Below are 12,762 nucleotides of genomic sequence, written 5' to 3' on the forward strand. Positions count from 1 at the left end.
AGTGCAAGTCACTCCGTGCCCGTGCCGCTCTGACCCGGCGTGCGGTCTGCTCCCAGCACAACCGTCAGCAACAAACCGTCTCCGCCTGCTTCGTCCGCATAGAACGAGCTCTGCTCAACCTGGGCTCCACCAATGAGCTCAGCCAGGCCCACCGCGGCCTCACGGTCAGACTCCATCGCGTAATACACCGTCGTGTCAGCGAACCCTTTGTCATCGACAGAACCAGCAGTCACGGCATCCGGTTGCCACCCGGCAGACAAAATTGTGTCGCGCACAGCCCCAGCCAGGCCATCCGACTCGGTCGCATTGAGAACCAGCACAGAATACGAGGTGTCGACGACACTCGATTCATCGGGCGCCGGCACCGGGTCTGCCTCTGTCGGCCCCCACGCAATGCGTCCCATTGCAACCATCGCCGCAAGAATGCCGATCGTTGTCAGCAGCAAAAACCCGAAAATTGCCCACAGTAAAACCGACAGCCAGCGGGGACCAGGGTTCTCGGCACGGTGCGCTCCGCGCCGCCCCGGATCACGCGGAACGGTATCGAACTGGTCTTGTTGCACAGCAGGCACTCCTTGATGTTAGCTGTCGCGCCTGCGTGCTCCCCGATGGCGCGCGCCACGCTCACGCAGCCGCACCAGTCGACGCACCAGTAGAGGGTCATAGGCCAGTGCAGCTTGCGTATCTATCAAACGATCAAGTAGCTGATAGTAGCGGGACGGCGTCAACTGCAACTGAGCACGAATCGCCTCTTCTTTTGCGCCACTGTGCCGCAGCCAACGAGCCTCGAACTCTAAAATTTGCTGCTCTTGTGCGCTCAGTTGCTCGACCATACCCCTATTGTTTCGTGTTCTCGCCCAGAACGTGCCTTCGCTCGCTGCACGAGCGAGAATAGAAGCAGACCTCGAGGAGGAACCATGTCTTACCCCATCACAAAGTCCGAACACGAGTGGCAAGAACAACTCTCGCCCCAGGCGTACGCCGTGCTGCGACAGGCTGCAACCGAACGGGCATGGACAGGTGAGCTACTCGACGAAAACCGGGCAGGGCTGTACACGTGCGGTGCATGCGGGGCCGAGCTGTTTCAGAGCGGCACCAAGTTTGATGCCGGATGCGGCTGGCCCAGCTTCTACGAATCGGTGCGCCCCGAAGCAGTCAAACTTGTTGAAGACCGCTCGGCCGGTATGGTGCGCACCGAGGTGCTATGCGCCTCGTGCGGTTCGCATCTCGGGCATGTTTTTCCCGACGGGTTCGGCACGCCCACGGGCGACCGCTACTGCATGAACTCGGTAGCGTTGAATTTTCACCCGGATGCCGCAGATACCCCGACGAACGCAGACTCGGCGTGACCGCACACGAGGCGCTACGCGCGCGACGCTCCTGGTCAAAGGTCACCGACGCCGCTCCCACCCGCGAACAACTCCTGCCGCTCATTGAGGCCGCTGGCCGAGTGGCCGATCACTCATCGTTGCGCCCGTGGCGACTGATCGAACTGCGCGACAACGATCGCATCACACTAGGGCAGGCTCTGGCAGAAGCATCCGGTGACACCGACCCCTCAACGAAACCACTGCGTGCACCGCTACTTATTGCCGTTGTTGTCACCTATCACGACAGCCCCAAGGTTCCCCACTGGGAGCAGGAGGCTGTTGCTGCCGGGGTCGCCCACATGATGAGTCTGCTGCTCGACGAAGCCGGTTGGGGAGTCATCTGGCGCACCGGCAAACTCACCCGCACACGCGCGGTTGCTCACGCTCACGGGCTGGCCGACAATGAAGAACTGCTCGGATGGCTGTATGTGGGCGGAAAGCCCGACAAATCGCCGGGGCATCGTAAAAAGATCGATGCCGAGCAGATGATCAGCCGGATGCCGGTGCCCGGCGGACACTAAACACCCGACCGTTCACTCAGCGCCCGACTGCTCAGTCACCACCACTGCTCAGTCAGCCTCGCTGCTGCTCAGTCACCCTCAGGGCGGGCGCGTCTGCGACGCCACGGAACCGCCGCGAGCACCGAAGCAATCGCGAAAGCCACCATGATCACCATCTGGGTGACCGATGGCCCGGCCGCAGGACGCCACACGAGGTCGATGACGACAGAGGTCACCAACTGCCCCAGCACAGACCCCAAGCTCAAAACGAGCACGCCCGTGTGCGCCACGATGAATGCTCCCAGCAGAATATAAATAAAACCGAGAAGCCCGCCCAGGTACAGCCACGGTTCCGTAGGCAGGGCACGCGGCATTCCTGCAACGGCCACACTGATCACCGCAGCAATAGCGAGCACCGTGGTACCGGCAATAAAGCTCACCAGCGTTGCCGCCATCGGCGAGCGCACGCGCTGCGCCAACCGGCCATTAGCGCCCGCCTGCCAGGCGATGCCAACACCGGCAGCAAAAGGAAGCAACAGCATCCACAGCGGCGATGACGCAAACACATCACCGCTCAACGAGATCACCACAGCCGCTAAAGCAAGCGCACCACCTACTACTCGACCCACGGTAACCGGCACCACCCCTGCCGGTCCAAACCCCATGCGGTCAAGCAGCAGACTGTGTAGCGTCTGCCCGGCCACAACACCGACGGTAAACAGCGCCACACCCACGACACCGGCAACAAGACCCTGCGTTGTTACCGTGAGCGCCCCGCAGGTGCCGCCCAGCAGCATCCAGAAAGGAATACGACTAGTTTTGCTGTCGCTCGCCCGGTGCCGATTCGCTCGTGTCCGCCACGGCAAACCCTGCCACAACCGGCTCACTCCCGCCCGAGGTTTCGGCAGAAAAGGCAGCACCACCAGAATGATCACAAGTCCGACAAAAAACGAGATGAACCCGGCAAGAATACCGTCATCCAATCGCGCGCCGAGCAAACCATTGATGCGCGCCTGGATAGCCGTCATAACACCAATCGACACGGCAGCGGCAACCGCGATAGCAGCGGGAATAGCGGGGCGGTCGCGGCTCATTCGAGGAAGCGTACCCGACCACCCCTCATTCTCGGGTTAGCATGGCGTTATCTGCGCAAGTTATGGGTTAGATGCTCGTTTCGATGACGCCGCCTACCGGTCAGTCATCGATAAAACTGTGCTCGCTGGCCTGCACCACTGGGCCACCAACAATAACAACGAGGTACTCAAGCCTACGGGCCGCCACCGCCGTAACCTCAATCCGCTGATCCCCAGCACGTCAGCTCTAGAAGAAGCATGGTGGGGCTACCTCGTCAACGGTGCACCCGCGCCGTTCGCTTCTATCAACACGCGGTCAGAACGCCTCGAAACGGCGCGATCGGCCCTGCCGCAGCGCGCTCTCGTGCCCGCCACATTCTGGCGAGAGATGCAAAAACCCGCGAGGATTTGGCACAACTTCGGTTTCGCCGATGCAGAACTTTTCACCCTCGCCGCCGTGGTCCGCACAGGAACCACCCCCGAGGGGCATCCGGTCACCTGCTACAGCATCGTCATGCACGACGCCCCCGAACATCTGCAAAATATCCACCACCGGATGCCGCTGCTCGTTCCCCCACATTTCATCGACGAGTGGCTCCTCAGCACAGCCCCCGCCGCCGAACTGATTGGCGCGGCCCGCGACGCTTCACTCACCGCTGCCGCAGACGTAGCAGCACGGCCCGACCGCCCTGGGCCCGGGAGCTCGAGGATCGACGCCGCCCCCACCCTTTTTTGACCCCGTCCTGGACCCGCGCCTCCCGCGCACCCCATTTTTCTTCCGCCACCGGGCACAACACGCCGCGCCACCGTCACCCTCAACGGCATGTCGTGACCGGTCGCGAGCGCGAGGCACGGCGACAACATCAACCAAAAAGGCCCGCGTTCCCTAGAAAACAAGGAAACGCGGGCCTTACTTTATGGAGCCGACTACGGGACTCGAACCCGTAACCCCCGTATTACAAGTACGGTGCGCTACCAATTGCGCCAAGTCGGCATACCCGTCTAGCTTAGCGGCCTTTCGGGGTTCATTTGACCGCCGGGTTATGAGGCGGGGGTTGTGGTGGCCTCAGGAGTGGGTGTGGCTGTGGCATCCGGAGTGGAATAGTAAGCGTCGCTGGCAACCGACATGACGAACTGGGCGAATTCGGTGGGGTCGCTGAGCGAACCGACGTACGCCTGCCCGTTGATAACGATCATGGGGGCACCGTTGAGTGTCAACTCTTCGGAGCCGGGCAGTGGCCCTTCGAGAGCGCGTGCTGTGGCGTCTTTTGCCCACGAGGTGTAGTCGCGTTCTTGAATGCAGGTGCGCACTTTTTTGACGTCGTCAATACCGACGGCAACGGCCAGGTCGGCCAGGTCTTGGTCGGTTTTACCGTCGCTATCAATGTCGGGTTGTTTCACGAGCAGTTCATGGTTGTACACATAGAACTGGTCGGGTGAGTATGTGGCTACGCATGCTGCGGCACCGGCTGCGCGGGCAGAGTATTTTGTGCCGTTCGAGCTTGCTGTCAAGAGGGCAACGGGGTGGTAAACAACGTTTGCAGCGCCCTGTTCGATCCAGCTGCCCAGTTGGCGGGCGTTGGCGCGTTCAAATTCTCCTGCGCCGGGCGAGAGGTAGTCGACGTAAATGTGAATGTCGACAACACCAGCCGCCTGCTCGACTTCTGCTTCTGCATCTTCGTCGTCGGTGGCTTCTGCGGCGGCTTCGGGCTCACCCTCGGCGTCTGCTTCTGCAGCATCCGGAAGATCAGCCGACGAGCTCGACAGCGTAACGGCTTCACGAACCGCTACACCGTCGCCGTCCATATTCGACGGACTCAGCGTCGGTTTGGTGACAGAAGAGGTCACTGTCATGGCCACGGCGGTACCGGCCCCGGCAACAACCAGCAGCACGACCGCACCAATCAGCATGCGCCGCATGAGTCGCGCTCGTTTTTGCTGCGCACTCACCTGCTGTGCTTTGGCGCGCACGGCCTCACGGCTCATGCGTGGGGCCGGACTGTTCGGCGTTGTGTCGTGCGACATCGTTCCTCTTGAAGCTCGGTGGGGTTCGGGGGCCCCGTCACGGGTGGGTTCCAGGGTTCCGCTCCATGCAGATCGTGATCTGGTACCGCTGTCGATGGTAATCAGACAGGCTGAGAGAAACCCAGACGTGCGGTGTGCGGATGCCGCATGCCACACCAGCTTCCGGATGCTGCGGCGCTACAAGAACGTGGCGCTGCGGCGCCGCCCGTGTCATACTGATCACGGCCCAGTGGTGGGCCGCGGCGGTTCCCCCGCCGTTTCCTCACAACGGATCGTCCGGCACGTACCTGCCGGTGAAGGAGAAGAGTAGATGGCTACTGTCACTTTTGAAGACGCAACGCGTCTTTACCCCGGGGGTACGCGCCCCGCTGTCGACAAGCTGAGCTTGGACATCGCTGACGGCGAGTTTCTGGTTCTGGTTGGCCCTTCGGGCTGTGGTAAGTCGACGTCGCTTCGTATGCTTGCCGGTCTGGAAGAGGTCAACTCTGGTCGCATTCTTATTGGCGACCGCGATGTGACCGACATTCCTCCGAAAGACCGCGACATCGCAATGGTTTTTCAGAACTATGCTCTGTACCCGCACATGACGGTTGCCGAGAACATGGGTTTTGCTCTGAAGATTGCCGGTGTTGGCAAGGAAGAGCGTGCTGCCCGTGTTCTTGAGGCCGCGAAGCTTCTTGACCTTGAGGAGTACCTGAGCCGTAAGCCGAAGGCTCTTTCGGGTGGTCAGCGTCAGCGTGTCGCCATGGGCCGCGCTATTGTTCGCCAGCCGCAGGTGTTCCTCATGGACGAGCCGCTGTCGAACCTTGACGCGAAGCTGCGTGTGCAGACGCGTACGCAGATCGCTTCGCTGCAGCGCCGCCTGGGTGTCACGACCGTTTATGTGACGCACGACCAGACAGAAGCGTTGACCATGGGCGACCGGATTGCTGTTCTGAAAGACGGCATTCTGCAGCAGGTGGGCACGCCGCGCGACCTGTACGAAGAGCCCAGCAACGTATTCGTGGCAGGCTTTATCGGTTCGCCTGCGATGAACCTGTTCCCCGTGTCGCTGACTGAGGGTGGCGTACAGTTCGGCACCAAGGCTGTTGCAACCGAAAGGGCTGCCCTGAACAAGGCACACGGCAACGAGGTCACGGTCGGTATTCGCCCCGAAGACATCATTGTGAACCCCGAAGATGGCCAGGGCCTCTCGGTGGTTGTCGATCTTGTTGAAGAGCTGGGTGCCGACGGCTACCTGTACGGCCACACCGACATCAACGGCAAGCGTACCGAGATCGTTGCGCGTGTTGATGGCCGTAACCACCCGAATGCGGGCGAGACCATCACGATGGCACCGGTTGTTGGCCACCTTCACCTGTTCGACCTCGAGACGGGCGACCGTTTGAACGAGCAGGCTATCGCTTCGGCATAACTCACGATTATCCGTCTGGCGCGGGGGCCCTCCGGGGCTTCCCGCGCCAGACTTTTTATATTCCTCCTATCTTCGGTGCAGTAGCCTTCAGGTAAGGAGCATCATGAGCGAGTCTCTCACCATTACCGCCAGCGAAATCGACCCGGGGCTTCTCGATCTTCCCTGGTCAACACCGCTTGCACAGTGGCCATCGCGCCACATCGTTTCTCTCCCTAAGGGCCTGTCGCGCCACCTCGTACGCTTTGCTGATTTATCGGGCAAGGTTGTGGCCGTGAAAGAAACAACCGAAGAGATGGCGGCGCGCGAATACGAGATGCTCGGCAGTTTGGCTCGGCTCGATGTGCCGTGCGTGAGTCGCGCAGCCGTCATCGGTGGCCGTAAAGATGCATCCGGCGAACCACTCCCCGCTGCGCTGGTCACGTCACACCTGCGCTTTTCTATGCCCTACCGCGCTCTGTTTACCCGAATTCTGCGTCCCGATACGGCAACGCGCCTCGTTGACGCGCTCGCGGTGCTGCTCGTACGCCTACACAATGTGGGTTTCTACTGGGGTGACGTGTCGCTGTCGAACACACTCTTTCGTCGCGATGCGGGGTCGTTTGCGGCCTACCTGGTTGATGCCGAAACAGGAGAGTTGCACGAAGAGGGCTTGACCGATGGTCAGCGTCTGTACGACCTTGATCTTGCCCGCACGAATGTGGCCGGTGAGATTCTGGATCTTGCGGCTGGAGGCCGCCTGGAGCGGGGTGTTGATGCGGTGGCGATCGCCGATGGAATTGTGTCGTCGTATCATTCGCTGTGGGCGGCACTAACGGAGGATGAAACATTCCCGGCCGGCGAAAACTGGCGAATCACCGAACGCGTCGACAAACTCAATGCTCTGGGTTTTGACATTGGCGAGATGTCGATGAGCACAACGACAGATGGCACGCAGCTGCGTATTCAGCCGAAGGTGGTGGATGCCGGGCATCATCAGCGCCGACTCATTCGTCTTACCGGCCTCGATGTCGAAGAGAATCAGGCTCGTCGTCTGCTTAATGACCTGGATGAGTTTCGTGCTCGCTCCACCAAAAAGTGGGTCGATGAAGAAATGTATGCCCACGAGTGGTTGACGCGCGTATTCGAACCGGTTGTGCGCGCGATTCCGTACGATTTGCGAGCAAAACTGGAGCCGGCCGAAGTGTTTCACCAGGTGCTCGAACACCGCTGGTATCTTTCGCAGGCGCAGGAACGCGATATTCCCCTCGCTGAAGTGCTCTCCAGTTACATCAACGATGTGTTGCGTCACCGCCGCGACGAGGCCACCATTATGGGTCCGCCGACAGAGACGCTATCGCTGCCGGTGGTGACGGGAGCGGTAGCGGTCTCCGACGACTCGGGTGCTATTGACTGGCGTGACCTGGTGTAGCTTGCGCGCGCAGGGTTGAGATTTGGTAGAGCGCTACGGATGCCGCGATTCCGGCGTTGAGTGACTCTGTTGCGGCCGAGATCGGGATAGACACGATCTGATCGCAGTTCTCGGCGACCAGGCGCGAGAGGCCCTTCCCCTCGGAGCCGATGACGATCACGACGGGCCTGTCGGCAAGTTCCAGCGCGGGCAGCGAAACGTCTCCGTTCCCGTCAAGGCCGAGAACAAAGACCCCCTGCTTTTTGAAGTCTTTCAACTGTGCGGTGAGGTTCGACGCCACGGCGACCGGGATGCGGGCTGCCGCCCCGGCGCTGGTCTTCCATGCTGCTGAGTTGACACTGGCCGAGCGGCGCTGCGGCACAATAACTCCGTGCCCGCCAAACGCTGCGGTCGAACGAATGATGGCGCCCAGGTTACGGGGGTCAGTCACACCGTCGAGAGCCACGAAGAGCGGTGTCTGGCCGCGGTCAATGACCTGTTCGAGCAGGTCGTGCGGATGAGCGTACTCATAGGGCGGAACTTTCAGCGCCACGCCCTGGTGCACACCATCAAAACCGGCCATGCGGTCGAGTTCTTGACGAGTGACTTCGAGTACGGGAATTTCGCGGTTGCGGGTGATCGCCAGCATTTCTTTTATGCGGTCATCCATCTCGACGCGCTGCGCGATATACATGGTGGAGGCAGGAATACGTGCGCGCAGTGCTTCGAGCACCGAGTTGCGACCGGTGACGGTTTCGGTGTCATTCGAGCTGCGCTGCGACGACCTTTTGCCACCGGAGCCCTGCGTACGGTTTCCGCCGGGACGTCCTTTACCCCCGGCTGCGGCAAAGCGTTCCTGGGCGGCTTTACGTTTCCCCGCCACGTGCCAACTGCGGTCTTCCGCCTTGGGCGTGGGGCCTTTTCCCTCGAGCGCGCGGCGGCCGTGGCCGCCCGTGCCCTTGGCGGGGCCTTTCTTATTGCCCTTGCCTGAGGCTCCGGGGCGGCCTAGTTTAGCCATCAATACTCCAGTGTGTTCCTTCTGCGGTGTCTTCTAGCACAATGCCTGCCGCAGCTATGGCATCGCGAATGCGGTCGGCGCTGGCCCAGTCTTTATCGGCTCGGGCCCGGGCGCGCTGCTCAATCATGGTGCGCATCAGAGTGTCGAGCGCCGAGCTGGCTGCTGTTGTTTCGGCCCGATGCAGTGTGTCGATTCCGAGAATCTGCGTCATGGCACGAACAGCCGCGTATGCGCTCTGAGCTTGTTCTGAGTCACCGCTATCCAGCGCCGCATTACCGGTTCGAACGGTTTCGTGCAGTACCGCCAGCGCCTGGGGTACTCCGAGATCATCGTCCATGGCGGCTGCGAAATCGCTGGGGATCAGGGCCGCGTCGGGGGCCGTGTCGGTGTTCGCCGCAGCGTCATGGCGCTGGCCGCCCTGGCGCTCGTAGCGGCTGCGGAAGGCTTCGATGCGCTGCAGTGCGCTGGCGGCTTCTGTCCACGACGACTCTGTGAGGTCGAGGGTGGATCGGTAGTGTGCGGCAGCCAGTGCGTAGCGCACGACCATCGGATCGTAGGTGGCGAGCACGTCGTGTGCGGGCGTGAAATTGCCCAGCGATTTCGACATTTTCTGGCCACCGGCGGTAACGAGGCCGTTGTGCACCCAGTACTGTGCGAAGCCGAGCCCTGCCGCGGTTGACTGGGCGAGTTCATTTTCGTGGTGCGGAAAACGCAGGTCGAGTCCGCCGCCGTGAATATCAAAGCGGTCGCCAAGAAAGCGGCGCGACATTGCCGAGCATTCAATGTGCCAGCCTGGTCGCCCTCTCCCCCACGGCGAGTCCCATGCTGCGTCGGCTGGTTCTTCGGGTTTTACGCCCTTCCACAGCGCAAAATCGTGGGGGTCACGTTTTCCGCGGGGGTCGGCGTCGTCGGCTGGTTCCATGGCATCCGGATGCTGGTGGGTGAGGCTGCCGTAGTCGGGCCAGCTGCGCACATCGAAATACACGTCTGCTGTGCCGTCGGTGGCCGGGTAGGCGTGTCCGCGGTCGATGAGTTCGCGGATGAGTTCGTGCATCTGCGGGATGAAGCCGGTGGCGCGGGGCTCGTAGGTGGGTTGTTGGATTCCGATGGCGGCGTAGGCTCGCGTGAATTCTTGCTCTATGCGGTAGGCCAGTGCCCACCAGGGCTCATCTTCGGTGGCGTTGACGAGCACTTTGTCGTCAATGTCGGTAACGTTGCGCACAAAAGTGACTCGCCCGTAGCGGTGTTCGAGCCAGCGCCGCAGTAGGTCAAAGCTGAGTGCTGCGCGCACGTGGCCGATGTGGGGCGCCGACTGTACTGTGGGGCCGCACACGTACATCGTTACGTTCTGTGGGTTGAGCGGAACGAATTCGCGCAGCTGTTGCGCGCGGGTGTCATAGAGCCGGAGTGTCACTGTTTTAGCCTACTGTCCTGTGGGTTGGTGTTACGTGTCGGCGCGGTACAGCAGAGCAATTGCTGTGACAGAGATGCCTTGTGCACGGCCGGTGAAACCGAGTCCGTCGGTGGTGGTGGCGCTCACGGTGACGGAGGCTCCCTCGAGCGCTGCCGACAGTGCGGCTTCTGCTTCGTGTCGCCGCCGCGAGAATCGTGGTCTGTTGCTCTGAAACTGCACGGCGATGTTGCCGATGGTGAATCCTGCTTCGGTGACGAGTCGATGCGTGCGCTGCAGAAACACGTCTCCGTGGGCTCCGGCATATTCCGGATGCGCCGTACCAAAGTGTTCGCCGATGTCGCCGAGGCCCGCGGCGCTCAGCAGTGCGTCGACGATGGCGTGGGCAACAGCGTCGCCGTCGGAGTGCCCCGAGAGCGCGGGTTCGCCGGGCCATTCGAGGCAGGCTAAGCGCAGCGGATGGGCGGGGCTGGGCTCGCCCGGCTCGAAGGCGTGCACATCGGTGCCGATGCCGACGCGGGGTATGACGGCCGCCGCGCCGGTGGATGCCAGCAGGTGGCGGGCCCGGTGGAGGTCGTCGGGTGTGGTTATTTTCATGGCGCGTGGGCTCCCGGGTATGTGTCGCACTGTGCCTCCGGATGCCGCATACACGGCGGCGTCGTCGGTGTATTCGCGCTGTTGCTCGGCGGCGTTGGCGTAGGCCCGTTCTAGTTGGTGGCGCGGAAACCCCTGCGGGGTTTGCGCTGCTACGAGCGTTTCGCGATCGATGGGTCCGCGCACATATTCGCCGCTGATCTGTTGCAGTGTGTCGACCACCGGGAGGGTCGGGATCACGCCGTCGTTGGTTGCTTCGACGGTCTCTGCAACGGCGTTAATCTGCTCGGGCGGCGTCAGTGCGCGGGCAGCGTCGTGAATGAGCACGGTGCGCACTTCGGGAGGTAGCGCGTGGAGCCCGGCCTGCACCGATCGGGGTCGTGTGTCACCGCCCGCAACAATGCGCACGGGATGGTCGGTGCCGGCAGAGAGTGCGGCGATTTCTGTGTGCATGGCTTCTTCGTAGCCGGGTGGGGCCACGATGATGACATGGCTGGGGCGCGCTTGTACTGCGCCGCGAAGCGCATGCTGCACGATGCTGTGGGTGTCGATGCGAACGAGCGCCTTGGGTTGTCCGGCGCCGAGCCGTGTGCCAGAGCCGGCAGCAACAATAATGATGGCTCGCGAGAGGGAAGCGTTCTCAGTCACGCCCCCACGTTACCGCTGAGAACGAGAAAGGGCGGATGCTGCTGCATCCGCCCTTTCTCTCGTATGAAAGTTCGTCGTCTTAGGCTGAGGCCAATACCTCGTCAAGAATTTCGCCTGCTCGCTCTTCGTCAACCTTTTCGGCCAGTGCAAGCTCCGACGTCAGAATCTGACGCGCTTTGGCAAGCATGCGCTTTTCGCCTGCAGAAAGCCCGCGGTCTTGATCGCGGCGCCACAGGTCGCGCACGACCTCGCTGACCTTGATGACATCGCCCGAGGCTAGTTTCTCGAGGTTTGCCTTGTACCGGCGCGACCAGTTGGTGGGCTCTTCGGTAAATGGTGCACGCAGCACTTCGAAGACCTGGTCGAGGCCCTCTTGGCCAATCACATCGCGAACGCCAACAAGGTCAACGTTTTCAGCAGGAACCTCAATGGTGAGGTCGCCCTGGGTGACATTAAGCTTCAGGTACTTTTTCTTCTCGCCCTTGATGACTCGGTCTTTGACCTCAATGATCGTCGCGGCTCCGTGGTGCGGATAGACGACCGTTTCGCCAACCTCAAAAAGCATAGATTCGTGTCCTTTCGGCAAACTCCATGATACCACAGCGGTTATGTACTAGAGTTCTCCCACTCACCGCCGTACGCGTGGACATAAGCGCTTCTCGTTGCCACTACACTGGTATAAGGATCATCACGCCCGTACACCAGGAGGACCCGTGAAATCGCGCCTCGTCGCGTCCATCGCTCTTAGCGCCCTCGTGCTCACCGGCGCCACGGGCTGCACGTTCATCACTAACCAGGCCACCACCATGCAGTACTCAGCAGGTGATGGCGTCAATGTCTCGGGTGACGGCCCCGTCGCTGTGCGCAACGCGTTCTTCGTTGTCAATGACGACGGGACAGTTGCCAACTTCATCGGTGCGCTCGTCAATTCCACCGACGAACAGCAGACGCTCACGATTGATATCGACGGCGTCGGCAAAGTCACTATCGATGTTGCTGCTGGTGAGTCGCTCAGTCTAGGCGCTAATGATGAGCCGCTGCGCGTAGAAGGTTTCACTGTTCCAGCAGGAGCCAACGCTACGGTCTACTTCCAGTCGGGCGACGCCGAGGGCGTACGCACACAGGTTCCCGTTCTTGATGGAACACTGCCGTACTACAGCGACCTCGTACCCGGCGAGCTTGCCCCCGAGCCCGAAGAAACGGCTGAGCCAGCAAGCACTCCCGAGCCGACGAGCACACCCGAGGCAACGGAAGACCCCGAGTCGTAAAGACCAGCTTTTGTAAGGGAGGGTTTCGTCGACAGACGAAACCCTCCCTTATTT

The 12,762-nt window shown here is 61.4% G+C and carries 14 protein-coding genes and 1 tRNA gene; 6 read left to right on the forward strand and 9 right to left on the reverse strand.

Annotated features, from left to right (window positions below):
- Nucleotides 1-8: 8 nt before the first annotated feature.
- The gene (locus tag ACQUSW_RS09930; RefSeq protein ID WP_428932139.1) at nt 9-572 is read right to left on the reverse strand and encodes a LytR C-terminal domain-containing protein; all 564 of its coding nucleotides are present in this window, start codon (nt 570-572) and stop codon (nt 9-11) included.
- A 9-nt stretch (nt 573-581) separates the two neighbouring features.
- Nucleotides 582-833 carry a DUF3263 domain-containing protein gene (locus ACQUSW_RS09935; RefSeq protein ID WP_428932140.1) on the reverse strand — a complete coding sequence of 84 codons (252 nt, stop codon included), beginning with the start codon at nt 831-833 and terminating at the stop codon, nt 582-584.
- 84 nt (nt 834-917) lie between these two features.
- Between ACQUSW_RS09935 and msrB the strand changes: the two genes are divergently transcribed.
- Together msrB and ACQUSW_RS09945 are read left to right on the forward strand one after the other, a co-directional pair.
- On the forward strand, nt 918-1,349 hold the full coding sequence (gene msrB / locus ACQUSW_RS09940) for a peptide-methionine (R)-S-oxide reductase MsrB (protein WP_428932141.1): 432 nt from the start codon (nt 918-920) through the stop codon (nt 1,347-1,349).
- Complete coding sequence (locus tag ACQUSW_RS09945; RefSeq protein ID WP_428932142.1) at nt 1,346-1,891, forward strand: nitroreductase family protein; 546 nt, start codon at nt 1,346-1,348, stop codon at nt 1,889-1,891. The genes msrB and ACQUSW_RS09945 overlap by 4 nt, the downstream gene beginning before the upstream one ends.
- A 68-nt stretch (nt 1,892-1,959) precedes the next feature.
- Here ACQUSW_RS09945 and ACQUSW_RS09950 read toward each other — a convergent pair whose 3' ends face one another.
- Nucleotides 1,960-2,964 (reverse strand): DMT family transporter, encoded by a 1,005-nt coding sequence (locus tag ACQUSW_RS09950; protein WP_428932143.1) that lies wholly within the window; start codon nt 2,962-2,964, stop codon nt 1,960-1,962.
- Between the two features lie 118 nt (nt 2,965-3,082).
- Between ACQUSW_RS09950 and ACQUSW_RS09955 the strand changes: the two genes are divergently transcribed.
- Entirely contained in the window at nt 3,083-3,679 is a 597-nt protein-coding gene (locus ACQUSW_RS09955) for an SOS response-associated peptidase family protein (protein WP_428932144.1), read from the forward strand.
- A gap of 182 nt (nt 3,680-3,861) precedes the next feature.
- On the opposite strand, the gene ACQUSW_RS09960 is transcribed toward ACQUSW_RS09955, so the two are convergent.
- Nucleotides 3,862-3,937, reverse strand: a tRNA-Thr gene (locus ACQUSW_RS09960).
- A 47-nt stretch (nt 3,938-3,984) separates the two neighbouring features.
- The gene (locus ACQUSW_RS09965; RefSeq protein WP_428932145.1) at nt 3,985-4,968 is read right to left on the reverse strand and encodes a DsbA family protein; all 984 of its coding nucleotides are present in this window, start codon (nt 4,966-4,968) and stop codon (nt 3,985-3,987) included.
- Nucleotides 4,969-5,278: 310 nt separating this feature from the next.
- Here ACQUSW_RS09965 and ACQUSW_RS09970 point away from each other — a divergent pair, with 310 nt between their 5' ends.
- Both ACQUSW_RS09970 and ACQUSW_RS09975 read left to right on the forward strand, forming a co-directional pair.
- Entirely contained in the window at nt 5,279-6,382 is a 1,104-nt protein-coding gene (locus ACQUSW_RS09970) for an ABC transporter ATP-binding protein (RefSeq protein WP_428932146.1), read from the forward strand.
- Between the two features lie 103 nt (nt 6,383-6,485).
- Nucleotides 6,486-7,790, forward strand: a complete 1,305-nt coding sequence (locus ACQUSW_RS09975) for a DUF4032 domain-containing protein (RefSeq protein ID WP_428932147.1) — start codon at nt 6,486-6,488, stop codon at nt 7,788-7,790.
- Here the strand turns inward: ACQUSW_RS09975 and rlmB are convergent.
- The 4 genes from rlmB to ACQUSW_RS09995 form a co-directional block, all read right to left on the reverse strand.
- On the reverse strand, nt 7,765-8,787 hold the full coding sequence (gene rlmB / locus ACQUSW_RS09980) for a 23S rRNA (guanosine(2251)-2'-O)-methyltransferase RlmB (RefSeq protein ID WP_428932148.1): 1,023 nt from the start codon (nt 8,785-8,787) through the stop codon (nt 7,765-7,767). The genes ACQUSW_RS09975 and rlmB overlap by 26 nt on opposite strands.
- Nucleotides 8,780-10,201: a cysteine--tRNA ligase gene (gene cysS, locus ACQUSW_RS09985; RefSeq protein WP_428932149.1), complete on the reverse strand. Its 1,422-nt coding sequence runs from the start codon at nt 10,199-10,201 to the stop codon at nt 8,780-8,782. Before cysS ends, rlmB begins: the two co-directional genes overlap by 8 nt.
- Before the next feature lie 30 nt (nt 10,202-10,231).
- On the reverse strand, nt 10,232-11,440 hold the full coding sequence (gene ispD, locus ACQUSW_RS09990; RefSeq protein WP_428932150.1) for a 2-C-methyl-D-erythritol 4-phosphate cytidylyltransferase: 1,209 nt from the start codon (nt 11,438-11,440) through the stop codon (nt 10,232-10,234).
- A 79-nt stretch (nt 11,441-11,519) separates the two neighbouring features.
- Entirely contained in the window at nt 11,520-12,005 is a 486-nt protein-coding gene (locus ACQUSW_RS09995; protein ID WP_428932151.1) for a CarD family transcriptional regulator, read from the reverse strand.
- 148 nt (nt 12,006-12,153) lie between these two features.
- Between ACQUSW_RS09995 and ACQUSW_RS10000 the strand changes: the two genes are divergently transcribed.
- On the forward strand, nt 12,154-12,708 hold the full coding sequence (locus ACQUSW_RS10000; protein WP_428932152.1) for a DNA modification methylase: 555 nt from the start codon (nt 12,154-12,156) through the stop codon (nt 12,706-12,708).
- Nucleotides 12,709-12,762: the final 54 nt, after the last annotated feature.

Origin of the sequence: Microbacterium luticellae, assembly GCF_050408645.1 — a bacterium.
GTDB lineage: Bacteria > Actinomycetota > Actinomycetes > Actinomycetales > Microbacteriaceae > Microbacterium.

Coding starts and splice junctions, on each gene's coding strand:
- ACQUSW_RS09935 (WP_428932140.1), bottom strand. CDS start 833: ATGGTCGAGCAACTGAGCGCACAAGAGCAGCAAATTTTAGAGTTCGAG.
- msrB (WP_428932141.1), top strand. CDS start 918: ATGTCTTACCCCATCACAAAGTCCGAACACGAGTGGCAAGAACAACTC.
- ACQUSW_RS09950 (WP_428932143.1), bottom strand. CDS start 2,964: ATGAGCCGCGACCGCCCCGCTATTCCCGCTGCTATCGCGGTTGCCGCT.
- ACQUSW_RS09965 (WP_428932145.1), bottom strand. CDS start 4,968: ATGTCGCACGACACAACGCCGAACAGTCCGGCCCCACGCATGAGCCGT.
- ACQUSW_RS09970 (WP_428932146.1), top strand. CDS start 5,279: ATGGCTACTGTCACTTTTGAAGACGCAACGCGTCTTTACCCCGGGGGT.
- ACQUSW_RS09975 (WP_428932147.1), top strand. CDS start 6,486: ATGAGCGAGTCTCTCACCATTACCGCCAGCGAAATCGACCCGGGGCTT.
- rlmB (WP_428932148.1), bottom strand. CDS start 8,787: ATGGCTAAACTAGGCCGCCCCGGAGCCTCAGGCAAGGGCAATAAGAAA.
- ACQUSW_RS09995 (WP_428932151.1), bottom strand. CDS start 12,005: ATGCTTTTTGAGGTTGGCGAAACGGTCGTCTATCCGCACCACGGAGCC.